Origin of the sequence: Catenovulum adriaticum (genome assembly GCF_026725475.1) — a bacterium.
GTDB classification, from domain to species: domain Bacteria; phylum Pseudomonadota; class Gammaproteobacteria; order Enterobacterales; family Alteromonadaceae; genus Catenovulum; species Catenovulum adriaticum.
This window is the reverse complement of sequence record NZ_CP109965.1, coordinates 2,904,703-2,927,184: the sequence shown is the minus strand read 5'-3', so window position 1 is coordinate 2,927,184 and position 22,482 is coordinate 2,904,703. Positions and strand designations below refer to the sequence as shown.

Annotated in this window: 19 protein-coding genes; 8 read left to right on the top strand and 11 right to left on the bottom strand. The window is 38.8% G+C overall.

Annotated features, from left to right (window positions below):
• Positions 1-5: 5 nt before the first annotated feature.
• The 3 genes from OLW01_RS12890 to norR all read right to left on the bottom strand — a co-directional run bounded on the left by OLW01_RS12890 (position 6) and on the right by norR (position 6,970).
• Positions 6-3,620 carry a TonB-dependent receptor gene (locus OLW01_RS12890; protein WP_268074324.1) on the bottom strand — a complete coding sequence of 1,205 codons (3,615 nt, stop codon included), beginning with the start codon at positions 3,618-3,620 and terminating at the stop codon, positions 6-8.
• A gap of 629 nt (positions 3,621-4,249) precedes the next feature.
• The gene (locus tag OLW01_RS12885) at positions 4,250-5,302 is read right to left on the bottom strand and encodes an aldo/keto reductase (protein WP_268074323.1); all 1,053 of its coding nucleotides are present in this window, start codon (positions 5,300-5,302) and stop codon (positions 4,250-4,252) included.
• Between the two features lie 42 nt (positions 5,303-5,344).
• Positions 5,345-6,970 (bottom strand): nitric oxide reductase transcriptional regulator NorR, encoded by a 1,626-nt coding sequence (gene norR, locus OLW01_RS12880; RefSeq protein WP_268074322.1) that lies wholly within the window; start codon positions 6,968-6,970, stop codon positions 5,345-5,347.
• A 408-nt stretch (positions 6,971-7,378) separates the two neighbouring features.
• Here norR and hmpA point away from each other — a divergent pair, with 408 nt between their 5' ends.
• Complete coding sequence (gene hmpA / locus OLW01_RS12875; protein ID WP_268074321.1) at positions 7,379-8,587, top strand: NO-inducible flavohemoprotein; 1,209 nt, start codon at positions 7,379-7,381, stop codon at positions 8,585-8,587.
• Positions 8,588-8,691: 104 nt separating this feature from the next.
• Here the strand turns inward: hmpA and OLW01_RS12870 are convergent, their stop codons facing one another.
• On the bottom strand, positions 8,692-9,246 hold the full coding sequence (locus OLW01_RS12870) for a YfaZ family outer membrane protein (protein ID WP_268074320.1): 555 nt from the start codon (positions 9,244-9,246) through the stop codon (positions 8,692-8,694).
• A gap of 236 nt (positions 9,247-9,482) precedes the next feature.
• Complete coding sequence (locus OLW01_RS12865; RefSeq protein ID WP_268074319.1) at positions 9,483-10,133, bottom strand: cupin domain-containing protein; 651 nt, start codon at positions 10,131-10,133, stop codon at positions 9,483-9,485.
• Between the two features lie 99 nt (positions 10,134-10,232).
• On the opposite strand from OLW01_RS12865, the gene moaE reads away from it, so the two are divergent.
• From moaE to pyrE, 3 genes are all read left to right on the top strand, one after another.
• Complete coding sequence (gene moaE / locus OLW01_RS12860) at positions 10,233-10,685, top strand: molybdopterin synthase catalytic subunit MoaE (protein ID WP_268074318.1); 453 nt, start codon at positions 10,233-10,235, stop codon at positions 10,683-10,685.
• 115 nt (positions 10,686-10,800) lie between these two features.
• Complete coding sequence (gene rph / locus OLW01_RS12855; RefSeq protein WP_268074317.1) at positions 10,801-11,514, top strand: ribonuclease PH; 714 nt, start codon at positions 10,801-10,803, stop codon at positions 11,512-11,514.
• Positions 11,515-11,532: 18 nt separating this feature from the next.
• Positions 11,533-12,177 carry an orotate phosphoribosyltransferase gene (gene pyrE / locus OLW01_RS12850; protein ID WP_268074316.1) on the top strand — a complete coding sequence of 215 codons (645 nt, stop codon included), beginning with the start codon at positions 11,533-11,535 and terminating at the stop codon, positions 12,175-12,177.
• 238 nt (positions 12,178-12,415) lie between these two features.
• Here the strand turns inward: pyrE and OLW01_RS12845 are convergent, their stop codons facing one another.
• The 3 genes from OLW01_RS12845 to bioH form a co-directional block, all read right to left on the bottom strand.
• A complete protein-coding gene (locus OLW01_RS12845; RefSeq protein ID WP_268074315.1) occupies positions 12,416-13,438 on the bottom strand; it encodes a putative metalloprotease CJM1_0395 family protein in 1,023 nt (340 codons plus the stop codon).
• Positions 13,439-13,477: 39 nt separating this feature from the next.
• Entirely contained in the window at positions 13,478-13,807 is a 330-nt protein-coding gene (locus OLW01_RS12840) for a hypothetical protein (RefSeq protein WP_268074314.1), read from the bottom strand.
• A 138-nt stretch (positions 13,808-13,945) separates the two neighbouring features.
• Positions 13,946-14,692: a pimeloyl-ACP methyl ester esterase BioH gene (gene bioH / locus OLW01_RS12835; RefSeq protein ID WP_268074313.1), complete on the bottom strand. Its 747-nt coding sequence runs from the start codon at positions 14,690-14,692 to the stop codon at positions 13,946-13,948.
• A 34-nt stretch (positions 14,693-14,726) separates the two neighbouring features.
• Between bioH and OLW01_RS12830 the strand changes: the two genes are divergently transcribed.
• Positions 14,727-15,407 (top strand): ComF family protein, encoded by a 681-nt coding sequence (locus OLW01_RS12830; protein WP_268074312.1) that lies wholly within the window; start codon positions 14,727-14,729, stop codon positions 15,405-15,407.
• Here the strand turns inward: OLW01_RS12830 and OLW01_RS12825 are convergent.
• Positions 15,404-17,941: a M14 family zinc carboxypeptidase gene (locus OLW01_RS12825; protein WP_268074311.1), complete on the bottom strand. Its 2,538-nt coding sequence runs from the start codon at positions 17,939-17,941 to the stop codon at positions 15,404-15,406. The two genes, OLW01_RS12830 and OLW01_RS12825, sit on opposite strands and share 4 nt — an antisense overlap.
• A 253-nt stretch (positions 17,942-18,194) precedes the next feature.
• Between OLW01_RS12825 and nfuA the strand changes: the two genes are divergently transcribed.
• Together nfuA and OLW01_RS12815 are read left to right on the top strand one after the other, a co-directional pair.
• The gene (gene nfuA, locus OLW01_RS12820) at positions 18,195-18,791 is read left to right on the top strand and encodes a Fe-S biogenesis protein NfuA (RefSeq protein ID WP_268074310.1); all 597 of its coding nucleotides are present in this window, start codon (positions 18,195-18,197) and stop codon (positions 18,789-18,791) included.
• A 27-nt stretch (positions 18,792-18,818) separates the two neighbouring features.
• Positions 18,819-19,097, top strand: coding sequence for a hypothetical protein (locus OLW01_RS12815; protein ID WP_268074309.1), 279 nt, complete (start codon positions 18,819-18,821; stop codon positions 19,095-19,097).
• On the opposite strand, the gene OLW01_RS12810 is transcribed toward OLW01_RS12815, so the two are convergent.
• Positions 19,030-20,403 carry an MATE family efflux transporter gene (locus OLW01_RS12810; protein ID WP_268074308.1) on the bottom strand — a complete coding sequence of 458 codons (1,374 nt, stop codon included), beginning with the start codon at positions 20,401-20,403 and terminating at the stop codon, positions 19,030-19,032. The genes OLW01_RS12815 and OLW01_RS12810 overlap by 68 nt on opposite strands.
• Between OLW01_RS12810 and OLW01_RS12805 the strand changes: the two genes are divergently transcribed.
• Entirely contained in the window at positions 20,376-21,455 is a 1,080-nt protein-coding gene (locus OLW01_RS12805) for a polysaccharide deacetylase family protein (RefSeq protein WP_268074307.1), read from the top strand. The two genes, OLW01_RS12810 and OLW01_RS12805, sit on opposite strands and share 28 nt — an antisense overlap.
• 29 nt (positions 21,456-21,484) lie before the next feature.
• Here OLW01_RS12805 and OLW01_RS12800 read toward each other — a convergent pair whose 3' ends face one another.
• The gene (locus tag OLW01_RS12800; protein ID WP_268074306.1) at positions 21,485-22,429 is read right to left on the bottom strand and encodes a hypothetical protein; all 945 of its coding nucleotides are present in this window, start codon (positions 22,427-22,429) and stop codon (positions 21,485-21,487) included.
• Positions 22,430-22,482 lie beyond the last annotated feature (53 nt).

Here is a 22,482-nt window from a genome sequence, read left to right as displayed (position 1 = left end):
TGCCATTAAAATTTCACATTAAGTGTCAAACGGTAAGTTCTGCCAGTTTTTTGAAGTGACTGCGTTCTTGACGTGGGAGCATTACTATTTTCAAGCGCATTTCCTTCATTAAAGAACACTTGTTCAACTTCACCATTCTCACCAATTTGAGTATCACCAAAGTCATGGAGGAAACTTGTATAGTATCGTCTAACCGGTTCATCAGTAACATTGAGTGCATTAAAGCCAATGGTGAACATTTCATTAACTTTGTAGTTTGCAGAAAAATCAACTGTCCCCCGACCTTCTTGCCATAAGTTACCGTTGTTCCAATTTCGATTCACCAATTCGTCTGATTTACCACGATAGGCTAAGCGAATTTGATGACCAAATTTTTCCCAGAATACGGTTGCGTTATAACTGTGCTTTGGTGTCCAAGCAAATGGCATGGTCGGCAATTTCAACCCTTCTAATAAACTTGAATCTTCAACATCAGTTTCAGACTCTTGATAAGTGTAGTTAACTTGAGAACCTAACCCTGACCAAATACCCGGTAAAAAGTCATAGGTTTGGCTGTAATTAAATTCAACACCTTTGATATTACCGCCTTTACCATTTCGTTTTGCTGTGGCATTAAATAATGCGCAGTAGTTTAACCAGTCTTCTGCTTGAGCTGTTAGCGGATCATTTACTGAATACCACCAGTCTTTACCAAAATCATTAATATTGCCACGAGATGGCATACAGGCTTGAGAACCAACACCATCACGTAAGTCAGGGTCTTCTAAATCAGCCAAAATTGCAGCTTCAGATTTAATTAAGTTTTGGGCATCATATCCACCTTCAAGGTCAACATGGCGTAAATCATCTAAATATACAACGGCATTTTCTTCTTCCACAAAGTTAGTCATATCCTTATGGAATAAACCAACAGATAATAAGCCAGTATCACTAAAATACCATTCAAATGATAAATCTAAATTTATAGATTCAAGTGGACTTAACTCTGGGTTAGATAACCTTAACCAGTTGCCTTTGGTTGTGCCTGGGTTACCCCAATAACCTTCGTTACCGATAAACCCAGGTTTCAAATCATCTATTGTTGGATAAGAAATGGTTTTCGAAGTTGCAAAACGAGTGATGAAATTATCAGTTACCGCCCAGTTTAAATTTAAGCTAGGCAAATACATATCGTATTCATTTTTACCTGTTGTTGGGAATTCTCTGCTGCTTCTATCTTCAGTCGCTTCAGGATCATCACCCCAGCGATAAAACTGAGCTGTTGAGGAATCAACATGGCGCCACATGCGCCAGTGTTCAGCTTCGCTTTTAAGAGTCCAGCTGTCAAAACATGGGTATACAGCGTTGCTTTGGTCTGGTGCATTTGGATCTACACCGTTGACTGGAATCCTTACATCATCAGTATAATCATCTGGTGTACCATTTCGATCCCAACCAAGACCATCTAAACGACTATCTAAAGCCGCCTGACCTAGGCCATTTGGCGTGTTAAAGTCATAAGCACAAGTTGGTAGAGTTGCGTCTCTCAAATGTGCAAATAAAAATGGGTCATAAACACGATCAAGTCCGTCGTTGGTAAAGTTCATTCCCGAATAGCCAGAAGTGTCTACTTTTGCTTTAATATACCGAACACCTATGTCACCCGTAAGCCCTTCTACTGGTTCAAAGTTAAGTTTTAAATAGGCCGCCGAGTTTTCTAATTCGGCTGAACGAGTATTAAGGTTTCGGATATCTTGTTGGACATTTTCATCGCCAATAGATGAGGCCAATAATTTAGCTTCATCAACCAAAGGCCACCCATCCGTTGCTGCGCTCATCGGCACACCCAAATCTTCCATAAAGTTGTCGTACGGGAATGATTCGTCTGAAGCAAAATTGGTTGCTGGTACATCCCCAATCGAACTACCTTCCCTAAGGGTTCTTTCGCCTGTTACGTTGCCAAATGAATCATATAACTGAACAACAACAGGAAGTGATGTTTGTTCAAATGTGGTTCTTTGATCGTCAACAAATTTGCTTCTTTCAGTTCTTTTAATACCAGCTTCAATTTTAGTGATAACGCCTAAAAGATCAACATCCCAATCTAAGTCTATATAGGCTGATTTGATTTCATCTTTAACGGTGCGATCGGTAATTGCAAATGCAGGACCATTGACAGATTGAGCGTTAATATCATCAGGGTTGAACGCTGTGTACGCTAAGGAATCAAATTTGTTGATTGGATCTTGATGCGAAACAATACCGTCGCCAAATACCATTTCACAGGTGCCGGTTGTACAATCTATCCCCGCAGGCTGGATGCCATTCACCGGGTCGCCATAAGGGCCAGCCTGTCCTAAATTGGCTAAACTGACAAAACCATTTAGCATACCCATATTTTTTTGGTGTAAAACTAACTCTGTACTTGAATAGTTGGCACCAAAATCAAGCATGATATTGTCAGTTAAGTAATGCTTTATTTCTAGGTTGGCTACTTTATTTTCAGATTCATCACCACCGTTTCTACGGCCATAACCACCATCTGCAAAACGTTTAACCGTTTTCACTAGGGTTCTTGTATCTCGGTCAACAACCATCCACTCAGCTGGATCTGAAAACTCAGGGACAAGGTTATCGCTTGTTCCGGTCACTTTTAATTGATCATATTCAACACCTGCCACAAAGTTAGCATAGTCAGGGCGAGTGCGAACCGTCATATTATGGAAAGTCTCTACCTTATCTGCTTTACCATAGGTCAAATCAAGTGCAATGGTTGTATCGTCTGTTGGTGCCAGCTCAAATGTAACTGTGCCACCATGTCTGTTTCTTTCGTTTTGGAATAACGAGTATTGTAATTGTTCAGGCATAAAGGCTTTAAAGTCAGTTACTAGTTGACCGTCTGTATCTACACCTCTAGCCACATTAACGACTTCCCAATCGCTAATGGTCATTTGATCACGGCGAATAGAATTCGTCTCTTTATAAGCGGTAACTAATACCCCAAATCTGTCATCAAAGAATTTGTCTGAAAAACTACCAGAAATTTTGTAATCGTTATTTTCAGAAAAGTCATTATAGCGACCTTGAATTTGCATTCGACGTGCTTTGTAATTCATTGATAGAGGTCGTGCGGTATGTAAATTAACAGTAGCACCTAATGAACCTTCATCATGATCTGCACTGGGAGTTTTAACAACATCAATATGAGATAATATATCGGATGAGAAAGCACTTAAATCGACTGACTGATTTTCACCCGGGCTAGTTAATTGAACACCATTTAAAGAAATGACGTTCATATTTGGATTTGCACCCCTAACGGAAATAAGCGTGCCCTCACCATCCTGAGATTGAACAGAAACACCCGTTACACGAGATAATGCATCTGCGATATTTTGGTCTGTAGATTTACCAATATCTTCAGCAAAAATTGAGTCGGTTACATTTCCTGAATTGCGCTTTTGCAGCATAGATTTTAAAACACTGCCTCGGAAGCCTGTTACTTCTATGATCTCGGTTGCATCTTTATCAGCTTCTTTCTTGCTATCATCTTCTTCTTCAGCAGCATACGCTAAACTGCTGGCAAGTAGCACAGATGACATCGCAAATGCGAGTGGTTTCAATTTAAATTGATTAACCATTGTTACTATCTCCAATTGTTAAAATTAACTTAGAAATTTTGGCAATCAAAATACGGCTTATAATTTTTGAATACCTTGTATTTCTTTTATTTAAACCTGCAATTAAAGTACATTTGTTTCACAAGTTTTAAACACAAGTTAAATATACACCACTTTACATGTAAAGTTAATATTTTATTGTATTTTGTAGACAATTTAATTCAATTTAATTTTTACTTAATATTCATCCCACACATGCAAAATAGTAACCAATTGTTTTTTAAATGGTTATTTTTAATTTTTTCTATTTTTATATAAGATTTATATTTTTATCGTATTTTTTAATGATATTTATTTTTTGTTTTATAGCTTTTTATTATGTGTTTTTTATTATGTGTTTTTTAAAATTTGAATTGGGTAATTCATATAGTGGGCTGTTTTTGTTGTGAAAAGAAAGTTGATTAACAAAAAATGAGGATGAAATGTTAACATTTAAGACGAGAGTATAAATGATAAGTATTTAACGTTAGGAGCTCATATCGATGACACAAAAAGCTTATGGTTAATGGTTTTTTATCGCTCAACACGCCCTAAGTTTATCATGTGGGCAAAATTGAGCGATAAAACGATTGAGTATACTTTACCGAGCTTTAAAATGGAGCTGGAAAGTCTTTAAGTACATCTGCTACTTGTTTGAGTGCATCAGCATATAATTGAATATCAAAGGCGGCAATATCTTCTTTTAACTGCGCCATAGACGTTGCGCCAATAATAGTTGAGGTAACCCCATCAACTTGTTTACACCAAGCTAAAGCAAGTTGAGCTGGCGTTATATTATGCTGTTCAGCAATCTGCATATAGCGGCTAACGGCTTGATGTGTGTTTTGTGTATCTCTAAATAATCCATTGCGCTGGGCATGGCACCAACGACTGCCTTCAGGTCGGGCACCATTTAAATATTTGCCTGATAAAACGCCACCTGCTAATGGAGACCAAGGTAAATAAGCGACTTCCTGATGGACGCAGTTTTCAATTAAATAAGGCCAATCTTTAGTGTGGAGCAGGCTAAATTCATTTTGAATAGCGGTGACTCGGGTTAAATTGTGCGCTTCACTCAACTTGATATATTGATTAATGCCCCATGGAGTATCATCAGATAACCCAAAATGCCGGATTTTACCTTGTTTCACCGCTTTATCTAACGCTTGTAAAATATCAAGCATACCTTGGGTTTCTTGCTCTGCATTAACGTTGGTAAAAGAGATATGATTTGGGTGGTGTTTGCCAAAATGAGGTGAGGTTCGGTTAGGCCAATGTAGTTGGTATAAGTCGATATAATCAGTTTGTAATCGCTTAAGTGAGTTATCAATCGCTTGAGTGACCGTTTCGCCACTAATATCACTGCCGCCTCTAATGTAAGCCAAGCCATTACCCGCGATTTTACTGGCGAGAATAAAATTTTCACGTTGATTTTGGTTAGTAGCTATCCAGTTACCAATAATAGTTTCAGTGGTGCCATAAGTTTTTTCTGTCGGCGGTACCGCATACATTTCGGCGGTATCGATAAAATTAATACCTTGTGCTAACGCATAATCAATTTGTTGGTTGGCATCGTGTTGAGTGTTTTGGTTGCCCCAAGTCATAGAGCCTAAACAAACCTCGGATACAGATAACTGACTGCTTCCTAATTTATTGTATTTCATTGCTTTTCCTTTTAAATATTAACAAAAAAGTGCTATGTGAGCTTACATAATTTGCTTTTTAATAACGATACCTAAACGCTTGGCTAACCTTACTAGGTTTGCTCTGTCGGTTGATAATTGTTTTGCGGTAGCGCTCCAGTTCATGTCGTTTTGGGCTAGGGTTTTGGTTATTAAATCCAGTTGAAATTGCTCGGTTGCCTGGCGTAAATTTATCAGGTTTTGATTAGCTGAACTTGGTAATGGCTCACGTGTTTCATCTATCTGTGTCTTGGAATTTGAAGTCGTATCAATTGTATTAACGGTTTCGTCGCTTTCAGGTTTTACTGAAGACTGAGTTAATAAATGAATATCGCTTATTTCAATGGTGACCACACCTTGTCGGCTGTTACTGCGTGCATTTAACGCAGAGCGACTAATAGTATGCTCTAATTCACGTACATTACCTGGCCATGAGTAAGCTTTAAATACAGGCATTATATTAGCCGACAGGACTAATTGAGCAATCCCTAATTTTCGCCTGACTTGTTCAATAAAATAACCTGTTAACAATGGAATATCACTAATGCGGTTGCGCAGGGCAGGTACTGTAATTGGAAAAACTGAAAGCCGGTGGTATAAATCAGCTCTGAATCTGCCTGCTTCAACCTCTTGCTTAAGTTGTCGGTTGGTGGCGGCGATCACTCTTACATTTAACTGCTCGGTTTTGTCTAAACCGACAGGCTGAATTTCTTGATTTTGCAGGGCTCTTAATAGCTTGCTTTGCAAGCCTAGCGGTAATTCGCCTATTTCATCTAAAAATATGGTTCCGTGATTAGCTAAACTAAATTTGCCGGTTCGGTTTTTGTCGGCACCAGTAAATGCGCCTTTTACATGGCCAAATAATTCACTTTCGATTAAATTTTCAGGTAAAGCTGCACAGTTAACATACACTAAAGGGCCGTTTTTTCGAGTGGAGTGCATGTGCAGCGTACGGGCTACCAGCTCTTTACCTGTGCCGGTTTCTCCTTCAATTAAAATAGTAAAATCAGAGGGGGCAGATAAGCTAATTTCATGTTTAAGTTTGTCCATTGCTGGGCTATCGCCAATCAGCTCGCCGCCATCTTTGGTTAAAGCATCTCGGGTTAATTCGGCAACTACTTGCTGATTATGGTTAGATAAGTGCTCTAATTGCTGAATTCGCATTGCGGTTTTTAATGTTGCAGCCGACATAGCACTGATTAAATATAAAGTATGTTGGGCGATTTCATCAAACGCATGGGGCGTCATACTGTCGAGCGTTAAAACCCCAAGTAATTGATCATCCGCTTTTAATGGTAATCCCATGCAGGCATGAACCGGTAAATTTCCGCCTTGAGCGAGTAACATGCCATCGTAAGGATCGGGTAAGTCACACTGACTAGTGAAGCGTACAGGTTCATCAGATTGGCAAATTTGAGCAAGTCTTGGATGCTCGCTGATTAAAAAGCGGCGGCCCAACACTTCACGGGTTAGCCCTTGCTGTGCTAAAGGAACAAGCTGATCTCCTTGGTATTTTAATAACACCACTGCTTCATTATTAATTGTTTGACAGATAATGCTGAGCAATCGCTGATACCTATCGGCACTGGTTAGGCTATTGCTTAAATCGAGTGCCAGTTTGATTAAATTGGCAGCGGGGATATCCGGCATAACTGATTCAACATTTTAAAATTAAAAATTGAGACTATCAAAAAATAACAATTGAGTCTATATGACACATGCTGAGCTAGGTCAATTTGACTTTTTGTATGCTTTCTTTCGCTCATTTTTTTATTTTTATTTATATATCAGACGTTTATGAAGTTGGTCTTGTTTTTGCTCTATTCAAGTTAATTCAAACCATCTAATAGAAAAATAGCCGAGCAAAAAACGAATATGCCACCAACTAAAATACGGTTTTTATTGGTAACTGCATTTTTGGGCATGAAACTTAAGCGCTGGTTTGTGGGTGATTAGTTTTAGTTTTTTTGTGGTGATTTATTGGCCGGTGTTAAGCCGCGCTTGAATTTTATCTTAATTTTATATTTTTTTATTCTTTTCTTTACTGTAGGAGTTGTTATGTTAACCCAGTCAGAAATTGATTTAGTAAAAGGGACCATTCCGGTGTTAGAGTCTGCTAATACGGCGATTACTGAACATTTTTATCAACGTATGTTTGAGCATAATCCCGAGCTTAAACATATTTTTAATTTGCAAAATCAAACCTCGGGCGCACAGCAGTCAGCTTTATTTAATGCGGTGCTTGCTTATGCAAAAAATATAGATAATTTAGAAGTTTTACAGCAAGCCGTGGGGAGAATAGCGAACAAACATACCAGTTTGAATATTCAGCCAGAACATTATCCTATTGTTGGTCATCATTTAATTGAAACTTTTAGAGAGTTAACGGGTGACTTATTTACGCCTGAGTTAGAAGCCGCGTGGGGTAAAGCCTACCAGCAATTGGCTGATGTTTTTATTGGCGTAGAGGGTGACTTGTATCAACAATCAGCAACCAAACAAGGTGGTTGGAAAGGGGCACGAAAATTCATTTTAGTTGAAAAACGGATTGAATCAGAGTTGGTTAAAAGTTTGGTTTTTGAACCCGCCGATGCTGGTTTAGTGGCTGAATTTCAGCCGGGTCAATATATTGGAATTCAGCTTAGCATTGGTAATCAAACTTATCGTCAAATCAGGCAATATTCATTGTCAGGTGTTGCAAATACCCATAGTTATCAAATCTCAGTTAAGCGTGAAATTATTGAGCAACCCGGTATTGTTTCGAACTTTTTGCATGATGGCTTGCGCTTAGGCGATCAAGTTGAGTTATTTGCGCCGGCGGGTGATTTTTATTTTGAAGACAAACAAGCACCTGTGGTATTAGTGTCTGCGGGCGTTGGTTTAACCCCAATGCAAGCTATGCTAGAAACCTTTGCCGGTAAAGGGTATTCGCAACCTATATTTAACTTACATGCTTGTCAAAATCGCTATCAGCATAGTTTTATCAGGCGAAACCAAGTGTTAACTCAGCAGCTTAACTTAAGTAATCATGTTTGGTATCAAGATATTCAAAATTCTAGTGGTACTGCGCCTTTAACTAACTTTGAACAGCACCATGGTTATATGGAGATTGCCGCTATTGCTGATACTTTACCTATGCAAAGTGCGGATTTTTATATTTGTGGGCCAGTTGGATTTATGCGTTTTGCTAAACAGCAATTAGAGACTTTAGGTGTAGATGGATCGCGTATTCATTACGAAGTATTTGGACCTCATGCCGAATTGTAAAAATGCAAAATAACCTGAATTCAGGTCAATAAAATATTAAAAAAAAAGCAATCACATAACGTGATTGCTTTTACTGTAAGTTTGCTTGATTTTGTAATTATTTATTAAAACTTAAACTCAAAACCTATGTTAATACCTTTATCTAATGTGAAGTTAGGGCCATTTTCAGTATTTGCTTTTAAATGTCGGTAACCGACATAAACGCTACCATTTGGTAATAATTGATAATTAGCACGCAGCGATAAGTCTGTTTGATAATCAAAATCATCACTCATTAATATATCAGGGGTATAAAAGAATTGGCCTTGAAATGAAACGGCTGGGTTTTGTGGTAAACGATAAATTGCTTGTCCACCTAGTGCAAAACCTTGCACATTTTCATCATAAATATCAGATAGATATAAGCGGCCACCTAATCCGGCTGTTAAATTTGGTTGACCTTGAATAGGGCCCGCCATCATGCCTGTAAATGAAAATACACTCACATCATCATCGGTTCCGGTGGCGGCTGCTGAAAGCTGAACATCTTGCACTAATCTATCTGAGCCAATTTCAATTTTAAAGGCATCATTGCTTAAGTCCGCAGTTAAAAAGTTAGCTGACGCCGGTAAAGCTAATGCAGTTAAGGCTGCGGTTAATGATTTTTTTAAGTGTTTCATAAAATATTCCTTAGCAGGCAAAATGAAAAAATGCGTATTTGAGAAAACGTGAAAAAATAAAATTTAATACGCTAAAATTAGCTGGCATGTTAACGCCTTATAAATGTAAGTAAAGTGGTTAATACTGAAAAGACCTAAGGATGTGAACATTTTTGCACTTTATTTACTTCAACAAGCTAAATACCCGTTTTTAGACGACTTTGCGATACGGATAGCAGATCGAGCTTATCGTCACTTTAAGTTATTAAATGTCCCGTTTTAACCCAAATGATTGTATCTTGCTCAACGAATGGGCGATGGCTTGATAAATGAGGGCTTCGAATCCAACTACCGGCAGGGTAGTGGGCATATTCATCACAAAACGTACCGCTTAGTACTAAAATTTCTTCACCACCAAAATGTGTGTGTGGTTTAAATTTTTCACCCGCTGGCCATTTAACCAAAGCCGTGTGTTCGGTTGCATAGCTGTGTAAAGGCATAACTTGTAGCTGACCTTGGCCTGGCTGCCAGTTTTGCAAGCTGGTATTAATGACTACCTGCTGTTTATCTTCTGGATGAAACTGGCATAATTTAACAAAAATGATGCAGCCTTCTTTACTAAATGGCGCATGGCTGGAACCTTGAGGGTTGCGTAAATAAGTGCCAGCAGGGTAATTGCCATTTTCATCACTAAAAACGCCTTCAAGTACAAAAATTTCTTCGCCTTTAGGGTGCTTATGTGGTTTAAAGCTGGTGCCTGCTTCATATTTTACTATGCTGGTGGCATGACCTTGCTCTGCTTGTTCACGAGCGAGTGGTTTACGCCAAACCCCGTTGGCAGGGCTAGGTTGCCAGTGCTGCTCGGCCGTATTTATGACACAGCGTTTACTGAAATTCATATTAAACATATTTCTACCTATTTATTAAACCGAGTTGAGGTTAACTTATCGCTTTGCAGTATACTTAGATATTAAGACCCATAACACAATGAATAGATTTCAATTATCATGATTAAAGTTCAAACCCAAGATTTTAATATTGCCGAAGAATATGCTTTGCTGAGCGATAATAATCAAACAGACGGTGCCGTGGTGTTTTTTGTTGGTTTGGTGAGAGATTTTAACCAAAACAGTCAAATAAAAAGCTTAACTCTTGAACACTACCCGGCAATGACAGACAAAGTGCTAACGCGCTTAGAGCAACAAGCTAAAACTCGATGGCCAGTTAACCGAGTTGCTATTGTGCACCGAGTTGGCGAACTTAACCTATCAGAGCAAATTGTTTTTGTTGGGGTGACGAGCCCCCATAGAGATGCTGCGTTTGAAGCCGCTCAATTTATTATGGATCAACTTAAAACACGCGCGCCTTTTTGGAAAAAAGAGCAAACAATGCAGGGAGAACATTGGGTCGATGCAAAAGATTCAGACGAACAGGCAGCTAAAGCCTGGAACAATTCATAACTTGGATTTAAATACACCGCAAGACTTTTGATTCTGGCAAGAGATATAGCTTGTAGCTCGCATATTAAAGCGACTTGGGTATAATACCCAGATAAAATGCTAACAGGAGAATTTCATGCGTCCAAGTGGTCGAACAGCTAGTCAAATCCGTCCTATTTCAATTACTCGTAACTTTACAGCTCATGCAGAAGGTTCAGTATTAGTTGAATTTGGTGAAACCAAAGTAATTTGTACCGCTAGCGCCAGCGATGGTGTGCCTCGTTTTATGAAAGGCAAAGGAGAGGGGTGGATCACGGCTGAATATGGTATGTTACCTCGTTCAACTCACACGCGTTGTGATCGTGAAGCCGCACGTGGCAAACAAGGTGGCAGAACATTAGAAATTCAGCGCTTAATTGGCCGAGCACTTAGAGCCGCGGTTGACTTAAAAGCGCTAGGTGAACATACCATTACAATTGACTGTGATGTTATTCAAGCTGATGGGGGTACTCGTACAGCTTCTATTACAGGTGCTTGTGTGGCATTAGTTGATGCATTAACCTTTTTACGTAAAAAAGGCTCATTAAAAACAAATCCACTTAAACATATGATTGCCGCTATCTCTGTGGGCGTTTATAAAGGTGAAGTGATTGCTGACTTAGAGTATTTAGAAGACTCAGACGCAGAAACCGATATGAACGTAGTGATGACAGAAACCGGCAAATTAATCGAAGTTCAAGGTACAGCTGAAGGTGAACCTTTTAGCTTTGAAGAAATGAACGAAATGCTTGAGTATGCTCGTCATGCGGTGCGTGAGATTACTGATATTCAAAAAGCAGCTTTAGCTTAAGTTGGTAAGGATAATTTAATGCAAAAATATCAACGAGAATTTATTGAATTTGCGTTATCTCGCGGTGTATTAAAGTTTGGCGAATTCACACTAAAATCGGGCCGAATCAGCCCTTATTTTTTTAATGCCGGTTTATTTAAAACCGGTGGTGATTTAGCCAAATTAGGCCAATTTTACGCTGCTGCACTGCAAGATGCTGCGGTTAAATATGATTTGCTATTTGGCCCTGCCTATAAAGGGATTCCAATTGCGACCGCTACAGCTGTTGCTTTAGCCGATAAATATGATCAAGATGTACCTTACTGCTTTAATCGTAAGGAGAAAAAAGATCATGGTGAAGGCGGTCAATTGGTTGGCTCGGAATTAACCGGTGACGTAATGTTGGTTGACGATGTGATTACCGCTGGTACAGCAATTCGCGAATCGATGGAAATTATTCAAGCTCAAGGTGCTAACTTATCAGGTGTTTTAATTGCGCTTGATCGACAAGAAAAAGGCAAAGCTGAGCTATCTGCCATTCAAGAAGTTGAACGTGATTTTCAAACCCAAGTTATTTCAATTATTAGTTTAACTGACTTAATTGAATATTTACAACAAGCTGGTGATAAAACACAAGAGCTCGAAAAAGTAGAAGCTTACCGCCAAGCTTATGGCATAGCTTAACGCTGATGGTTTATTTCGCCTAAGCAAATTAAATGAGTGGTTTAGTTTGTTTAGGTAGTAAACGCTGTATTTAAAAAAGTGCGGTTCCGCACTTTTTTTCCAACCTGTCAATAAACTCCTAAGCGGGCTCAATAAAGCAAAGGCACAAGTTTATTACCACATAAACCTTGTATTAAATTATAGCTCCGGGTACCAGCAATATTTATAATGATATAATGGGTAGTATCTCGCCTTTATTTTAAGCGTATCGGGTAAAACTAAGCTCACTTGGGGCACTGCTTTGTTGATAAAAACGCTCAATTTTTAAGGCTCTGGCATTTATATTTTGATCTCTTTGTTCAATGTTAAGCGAAGCTTGATCTGAGTTTTGGGCTAAGGTTTGTTTAGGTTCGAACTTGGGGATGGACGCTTGCTCGGTTTGAGTATTTTGAAATACATCAGCAACCGACGGGGTTGTTTGAGTTTGAATATCAGGCTCAGCAAAAGGAACTGTGTTTACAGTGCTTGGCGCAGCATTTATATTTTGTTCAGGGTCAACAGTTTCATTATTGGATTGAGCCTGAATGAGTTCAGCTCTAGCTTCTTGCGCGGTTTGAGCGGCTTCGTTTGCTACTTTTCGATCTGCGCTAGAAGGTTCAGCAGGCGCTAATGCTGCCCGTTTAACCTGATCCATTTTTTCAATTGTTGCTTGTGGATCACCACTAACGGGTGATACATCAATCTTTACTTCGCCTTCTACTGCATAATTTTTCCCATCCGGGCCACGCTCAAATTCATATTGTGGGCTACCGGCATACTGTCCGCCAGTATTGGCATGTGCTTGTTCATGAATTCTAACTTCTTGATCTCTTTGCTTAAGATCGTCAAGTTCTTGATCTTCTTGTTGCTGTTCAGGCGTGATTTTATCGCTCGGTTCAGCATTTTGTTGGGTAAAAGATTGACCTCTGTTTTCCTGATCTTGAGTGGCATCTTGCTGCGCTGAAGCATCGTTTAACTCAGAATTTGGATTGGTGACATCATAATTAGCTGCAGCTTGTTTATTTAACTCCTGACGGGAAAAATCATACGTTAAACTTTGTTGTAAACCACGTTTTAGGTTTTTTTCTTGGTCAGCTCCAGTACCCGACTGGGACGGAGATTGCTCATTTTCAGCCGCTTCGCTAATAGCTTGGCGTGACAAAGCCTCTTTGCGTGCCTCTTCAGTGTGAGGGTTTGCTAAGTTCAGATTCAAATTAACAGGAAACTGAGTGACTATGTTCATTACCGTAAATAAGCCTTAATTTGCTATTGTAGTGTTGGGTTAAACTTTAATATCAATGATGCTGCCAATCACTTCGTTGGCTGTTTGCAAGGTTTTTATATTCGCATCTGCCTGTAATTGGTTTACGTTTAAATCAACCAAATTGTCAGTTAACTCGGTTTGGCTTTGCTGTGACTGATGATTCAATTCTGTTTGTGCTTGCTCTGCATTGGCTGCATTTTGTTCTGCATTATTAGCTTGGGCATTCAATTCTTCATTGTTGGATTGGCGCAAAGAATTATTGGCAATATCTTGGGCATTTTTATTTATGCCTTGTTCAGCTTGTGCTAAGCCGTACAAACCGGAATTGTATGCAGACTGAATATCCAAAATAAATCTCCTGTTAACCTCTTTACCGCTGAATCTTTTCTGGATTCTAAGCGAATATAACAAGGCTAATTATTAACCAAAAAAGCGAAAAATGAAAGTCTCTGTGTTTGTTGCTGGTTTTTTTACTTCGCTTTTAATTTAAATTTTGTGCAATAGTGACAAGATAACTTGACTAAACTCATCAGGATGCGAAATAAAAGGAGCATGAGACGCTTTTTCGAATACGTAATATTGGCTTTGTGGATGTAGCTGTTGAATAGGCGCTATCGCTTTGGCTGGTACTAAGCTGTCTAATTTTCCGTATAGTCTGGTACAGGGTGTTTTTATGTCAGCTATATTTAAACGTAAATCAGCTTGTTCTAAAATACTTAACCCGGCTGTCAACACATTTTTACAGGGGCTGGTATGCTGCATTAATAGCTGCTTTATTAATTTTATATCTTGTTTAGCTGTGGTGCTGCCCATGGCTTGAATAGCCAAAAATCGTTCTATTGTTTTTTGATAATCATTGGCTAATTGTTGCTGAAAGGTTTGTAGTATCTCAGGTCGAATACCTGGCCACTTAGTGTGAGCTTGAAAACAAGGGGTTGAAGCTAGACTGATTAAGTAGGTGAGTTTTTCAGGATTGCTGATGGCAATTTGCTGAGCGACTAAGCCACCCAATGACCAGCCTAAGATGAGGCCGGGCACCTCAATTTGTTCCGCAAGCTGTTGGCTAATGTTGGTTAAACTATAATTTGCTGGGTAGCTTGCATGGGCATCGCCATAGCCGGGTAAATCTAATAAATGAATTTCAAAATATTCAGTAAGCGAATAAGTAATAGGTTGCCAGATCGCTTTATTCATGCCCCAACCATGAATTAGATATAAGTGTGGTTTTGTCATATTTTGGTAGTCTATATAAATTCAAGGATGAAAAATGAAGATATTATCACATAAGCCTTCACTTGCGTTTATCCGCTGTTATTTATGCGATAGCTTAATTGATAGAGCAGATACAATTTGTGAACATTGTTTAAGCCAAGTATTAAGCTCGCCTACCCATTTAGCTTGGGAGGATATATTATTTAGGCCGGATGCTCAGCGTATGTTAAAACTCTCTAATATAAATCAATTGTATTGTTTTGATGAATACCAAGCACCATTTGATTTTTTAATCCCGCAAGTTAAATATCAAGCAAACCCGGTGGCTAAAGCGTGTTTGAAAAAGCTTATTTTAAGCCAAAATGTTGATTTTTCTGCTTATGATTATTTAGCACCAGTGCCTTTGCATTGGTGGCGGTATTATATGCGAGGCTTTAATCAGGCTCATTGGCTGGCTAATCTATTGCAGCGATTAACTCAGTTGCCTGTCTTAAATTCAACCAAGCGAGTTCGCTATACACGTCAACAAGCTAAATTAAATGCCAAACAAAGAGCTTATAATTTAAGTCAGGCCTTTGTCGTAAAAAATGTTTCAACTATAACAGGACGACGTATTTTGATTGTCGATGATGTAGTTACAACGGGGGCCACGCTGCAAGCTTTTTCGCAAATTTTATTAAATGCAGGGGCTGCACAAGTGTCAGCAGCCTGTGTTTGCTGGGCTCGCTTAGATTAGTGGGTGAAATTAATTAAATGCGAAAAATAAATGCTGTTGTTAAATAAAGGGGCGCTAGCGAACCAATAACCTCGGTAAAGTGGATCATCGGCAAATGCAATGATCTGGCCTTTACCTAACTTATAAGCAGTTAATGCGACAGTATTAGCCAATGATTTTTGATTAGCTTTACTGGCATAACCAGCAACGAGCGGATCATTGACATAGCGAGCAACATCATGAAAAGGCGAGCCAGATTGCAAGAGCATAACTCTATCATTTTTAAAAATAGATAAGTCTTTTTGCTCATAGCCCAAAGCTAATGGGTGGCTGGTATCTAGGTTTAATTTAAATACACTACCGGTTAGCATGCGTTCTGCTAAATAAGCTTCTTGATCTTGGTAATCATAATGAGATTCTTTGAAGGCTAATTCTAGATCTCGCTGTGTTAAAAACTCATTGCTAATGAACCCTTTTTGGCTTGCCCATAAACTGGCTCGTTTTAACGTGATTAAGGTTCCGCCCTGTTTTATCCAATTGGTGAGCTTATTCACCCAACTCTTGGGCAAAGTTTGATAATCACCGCTAGGCATTATTAAGTGGCTATATTTTTCTAAATTGATTTGCTTTAAACGAGCGATGCTCAATTGGTTAAGTGGTAAATTTAACTGTGTATCAAAATGATGCCAAATTTGCCCCACTTCAAAAGCCGACACTTGGTCACCAATTAAAATGGCGGCATTGGGCAAACTTAATTTTACTTGAAACGCACTCCCTAAATCGGGGCCGTTAGGGGTATGAGTGGTTAATAAATTATCGTAACTGACTAAATATTGGTTGGCTAGTTGTGCCAGCTGTTCTAAATCGGTTTGCTTATTTTCACTACGGATGACTAATAAACTACCAGCCGAAAAAGTTTTATTACCCGTTTGGGTTACTGCTGTTATTGGTTTTTCTGCTACTCTAACAATCACTTTTTTTGCTAACAAGGCTGTTAATAAAGCCGGTGCATTTGGTGCTTGCCAATTAAATATCCAAGCAGTTGCAGCTGGATTTAATGCATTTTTTTCAGCGATGGTGTGCGTATTTTTTTGCCAAGGCTTTGAATCTGCTTTAATTCCAAATAAACGCTTTTCTATTGGTTGATATTGAATGCCTTGAGCCAAAGCCAAGTTCCAATTAGTGACATCATAAAATACATGGTCTTCAAATTGTGTTTGTTCACTAAATAAACTTTTTATTAATCGGTATTGCGCTTGTGCCAGTGGAATCCAATAACTGGTTTCTTTACTGTAAGTAACTTTGTTTAGGCTTAAATCATCTGTGAGTTTAAATGCGTTTATTTTGTGTTGTTGCAACAAATTTAAAAAGCGATACAGTTTTTGTTGTTCATCGCCAGCGGGCGCTGTCACTATAAAACCAGATAAATCATCTTGTTTTGCTAGTTCAATGGATTGTTTAAAAAAGTTTTGTTGATAGTTTAATAGCTCAACCCGTTTAGCGTTAGCCGCTCTGAGCATTGAAATGGCGCCAGTAAACTGATTGTCTATTGTTTTGGCAAAGGTAAGTTGGCCAAATTGGGTTTCTATTACTTGGCCTAAACTCCCTGCTTGTTCTAATAAAATGCCTAGCCCACCTTGAATGTCCGGGTAGGTAGAGCCTTTTCCAATATAAAAATCATCAAATCTTTCTTCGCTAAAATAGAGTTTACCCTGCTTATCAAAACTGCTCGCCGTGTAGTCGGTTAATGCTTTAGTTAGCTGAATGTTTTCTTTAGGCGTTAGCGGGTTAACTCGGCTGGGCACACCGGGCTGAAAAAAATAACTGTGATCAGATTGCATTTCATGAAAATCAGCCAGTAAATTAGGTTTCCATTTATGATACTGCTCAATTCTGGCTTGTGACTCTATTTGGGTTAATGGTAGCCAATCACGGTTTAGGTCAAAATGATAATGATTGCCTCGGGCGCTTGGCCAAGGCTCTAAATTGGCCTGATTTTGCCGATCATCACTTGGGTATTGACTGTAGTTTTTGTTGGCCCAATGTGCAAAGTTGTCAAATCCATCCGGATTGGCAATGGTATCTAATAAAATGATACTGTGTTTTAGCCACTGTTGTACTTGCGGGCTTTGGTCAGTTAATAATTTATGAATGAGTTTTATTGCAGCGTGACTGCCACTGGGTTCATTACCATGTGACGAAAAGCTTAGCCAAATAAATACGGGCATGTTTTCAGTATCTAACTTGCTCGCGTAGGGATTATTTAGCTGTTCATGGCGGATTCTTAACTTATCTAAATTAGCTAAGTTTTCTGCAGACGAAATAATACTAAGCTTTAGGGCTCTACCTTGATGAGACTGGCCATATTTCGCTCGAGTAAGGTTATTACTTTGTTGAGCTAGGTAGGTTAAATAATTTTCAATTTGTCCGTAGCGCAAATGCTTTTCGCCCAAAGCTGTCCCAAAATATGATTCAGGTGAGATTATAGGCTCTGCCGATGCGGCAGAATTAAAGCTTGAAATAAACAGAATAAAAAATAAAACAAAGCAGCGCATTAAACAGACAACTCCACAAGTACAAGCGACTATCAGATTATATCATAGGCTTGATCTTCTAGAAGTGCTTTATCTATTATTAAAATTAAGCAGATTTTAAATGTTTAAGACAACAACCGGATGGCAGTTTAAATAAGTGATTACAGCAACACATTGAGCAATATGAGCGAGTAAATTTTTAATACCACCTTTTTTGTTGAGTCAGATCGGAGTATCATATCGTAATTCCGAGTAATTTAGTCAGGTACTTTATATGAGCGAAACTCAAAACCTAGTTGCGATTTCTGAAACAGCACAATTGCACTTTGCCAACTTGTTAGAAAAACAAGATGATGGCACTCAAATTCGTATCTTTGTGGTTAATCCAGGTACGCCCAACGCTGAATGTGGCGTGTCATATTGTCCTGCTGATGCGATTGAAGAAAGTGACATTGTGATGAAATTTGAAGATTTTAATGCCGTTGTCGATCGTGATAGCGAGCCTTATTTAGAAGATGCTTCAATTGATTTTGTCACAGATCAAATGGGATCGCAGTTAACGTTAAAAGCGCCTAATGCAAAAATGCGTAAGGTGTCTGAAGATGCCTCGTTACGCGAGCGTATTGAATATGTATTAGTGAGCACAATTAACCCGCAGCTTGCCAACCACGGCGGTAAAGTAAGCTTAATTGAATTAACTGATGACGGTGTTGCTATATTAGAATTTGGTGGCGGCTGTAATGGTTGTTCAATGGTTGATGTCACATTAAAAGAAGGCATTGAAAAACAGCTTATTGAGCAATTTGAAGGTGAGCTAACCGGCGTTAAAGATGTAACAGAACATCAGGCTGGCTCTCACTCTTATTACTAATGATAAGCGACTAATAATAAATTATTAATGATGAGTGAACCCATTTCGTTATTAGAACGATTAGGCAATGCGCCAGCTAAAAGCTGGCGCATTTTTACTATTGGGGTACTGGCTTTTTGGATTAGTTCGGGCGGTGTTTGGCTAAGCTTGTACTTTGCACCTTTTTGGTTTTATCTTGCGTTAGTGTTTGTTTTACTGAGTTTTTCCTACGCTGTATTTGGTTATATTGGCATTTTTGCTAATCGCTGGTTACGTTTGAGGATTCAGCGCGAGCAATATAAGCAGGTATTTTCCGATAAAGAGTGATGCCTCGTGCGATCATCATCGTGTTTAATGCAATCCATAATGCATGATTCGCCCACTGAGCTTGTATGCCACTTAAAACCATATCGCAAATAAACCAAACTGGAAAAAACACCGCACAAACAGACACCAGCATGCTGTTTCGCATCGTCTTACTGGCCGCCAAACCAATAAACACTCCGTCGAGTAAAAAACATGCAGCTGCAGTAACCGGCAGCACCATTATATATATTAAATAGTCGCTTGCGATTTCTCGAATTGGCGTTATGTCTGTCATTAAGTTTATTATTTTTTGACCAAAAATAATAAATAATAAACTGTAAAAAATAGCAAAAACAGCTGTAAAAAAAGCACAGGCGTTTAGTGTTTGTTTTAATAATTTGGCTTTTTTTGCACCATAATGTTTACCAACTAAAACTTCGGCTGCATAAGCAATACCATCTAACCCCAATGAAATCAGCATCATAAAATTCATTAAAACTGCGTTGCTGGCAACAATATTCACGCCCAATCTAGCACCTTGAAAAGTGATAAACAGCAGTGCAGATTGCAATATCAGCGTGCGTAATAAAATATCTCGATTAACCAGCATAAAAGGTTTTAATTGCTGCCAGCTAAAACTCTGTTGCCACTGGATTAAGCGATTAGGCAAGATGAGTGGGCGCGCAATTAATAACAAACAAATAAAGCCTAGATACTCTGCAATAAAACTTGCCCAAGCGACACCTTTTACCCCCAAGTTAAACTGGTAAACTAAAATTAAATCTAATACCAAATTGGTGAGATTAATTAAAATTTGCACCCACATAATTTGCTTAGCTTTATGCTGAGCAAGTAACCAGCCAATCAGCACTAAGTTGGCTAAACTGGCTGGAATAGCCCAAATTCGAATCTCAAAATAATCGCGGGCACTCAGTTGAGTAAGTGATTCAGTGTTGGCGTACCACAACCCCAATTGTAAATACGGGCTTTGCAGTAGTAAGATTAAAATGGCGGCTAAGCCAGCAATAGTTAATGTTTGTTTTAGAATGATATTGGTTTGTATGCCACCATCTGATTTAACACTTGCCTGAGCGGTTAAGCCAGTCACTGACATTCGTAAAAAGCCAAAAATCCATACGGCGGCAGTAATCAACATGCTTGAAATTGTGACGCCTGCCAATAAATGGGGCTGAGGCAAGTGCCCAAGTACTGCAGTATCCACCAGTCCTAATAAAGGTGTGGTAACATTCGATACTATCATTGGAATGGCAATCGCCAAAATGGCACGGAGTTGAATAGATGAAAAATTTAAAACGTTTAAAAACATTAATCAGTTACAGCGCATTGGCATTATTTGGATTGGTTAATTTTAACAGAATAGCGCTCGCAGAGGAAAAAACCGAGCTAAATTCTAATTTGGTGGTATTACAGTATCATCATGTGGCAGATGATACCCCAGCAGTAACAAGCATAAAACCTGACGAATTTATTGAGCACTTAAATTATTTAGCGGATAACCAATTTAACATAGTAGATTTACCTAGTGCGTTGCAAAAAATAAAAGCAGGCGAAACGTTAGCCGATAAATCTGTGGCTATTACATTTGATGATGGTTATTTAAACTTATTGGATGTTGCCCTGCCAGAACTTGAAAAAAGAGGTTGGCCAGCCACTATTTTTGTTAATCCTGGGCTCTTAAAAAAACATAGGTCGCATTATTTATCATGGCAGCAGCTAAAAACCTGGCAGAATAAAAAAATGACTATAGCAAACCATGGTTGGCAGCACGATTATTGGGTCAGACAGCCTGATGATATGACGGCGAATCAATGGCAAGAGCAAATTAAATCATCCATTTTGTCGACTGAAAAAGCGATCACTAAACAGCTTGGTAGCTCACCTAAATTGGTCGCCTTTCCGTATGGTGAGTATGATACTTGGCTAACAGATTGGTTAAGTGATAATAATTTAATTGGTTTTGGACAGCAAAGCGGGGTGATCGCGTCTTATTCAGATTTTACCGCACTGCCTCGTTTTCCGGCATCAGGCAATTATACCAATTTAAAAACGCTGGCCGTTAAACTTAACAGTAAAGCTTTGCCTATTGATTATAAAAAATTACCAAGTCCGTTGTTGGCTAGCCAGTCTAATCCGCCAAGTGTTGATTTACATTGGCTGACAAAAATTAATAACCGTAATCAATTAGCTTGTTATGTTAGCTCTCAGCCAAACGCTGATATATTGCATAAAGATCAAGTCAGTAAAATAACGGCGCAGCAAAGTTTAAATAAAGGCCGAACGAGATATAATTGCACCTTGCCAATTGCAGATGGCAGTGGCCGTTTTTATTGGTTTTCGCAACCTTGGCTGGTTAAATAACCGGACTTGAGCTTTAAAATAAATGCATGTTAGTTAATCGGCATCGTTTCTACAGTAAACCTATTTGCTTGAATATGTCGCTTTGAACTATCTGAAATTTGGCCTAATTTCATTAAAGCCGGGCCGGTCGGTTCGGCTAATACATAATTAATCCCATCAATATTAATAAACTCATCTTTTGCTTGATAAGGCATTTTTAGGCCTACTAATGCATGGTTAGGTAAATAAACCATAACCATTTCGAGCCGGGCAAAAAAATTGCGCATCAAACTAATAAATAACGTTGATTTACTATCGCAATCGCCTTGATTTTCAAGCAATAAACGATTGGGGGGATTGAATCCGGCCCCTTGCGATGTGACTCTGTCTTCTAACGTGGAATACGGAATGCTTTGCAACCAACCTAAATAAAAATTAATGAACTGTTTTATATTCATTTTTTTTAGCTGAACTTCGGCTTTCTTGTTTAATTCAGTAAATAAAGGCTGAGCGGTTTGGGCAATGCGAATGTGATCCGGTTTTATCATAGTGGTCGCAGAGCTGTTAGTGAACTCCATGTAATAATGTTTTTGTAAATACGCCTTTAACAAGCTCGCCTTTAATTGATTGAGGTTTTCCATTATTTGAGCTTGGTGAGCGGGGCTTGTACTTTTTATTTTTATCGCGACATCTTTGCCCTGACGATATAAACGCAACTGAGCATGGCGTGAGTTTAAATCCGGCAGCTGTCGTTGTAGTTGAATGAATAAATACTGCTGAGCTAATGCGGGACGATATGCTTTAAAGTTGCCTAATAAATTAAATAATGCTGGCTTTTTAACGCTAAAGCTGAGCGATTGTTGCGTTTTATTATGATCCAGCCATTGGTAGTTAAATTGGTTTTGCTGTCTAGAAAATTGAATTTGTTTAGCGCTAACTAATTGGCTGGTGATGCTTATTAAAATAGCGAAAATGATTAATTTTATTTTATTCACTGCTTTCCTGTTAGGCTGACCAGACTGATTTATAGAGTATGGAATATATTCAT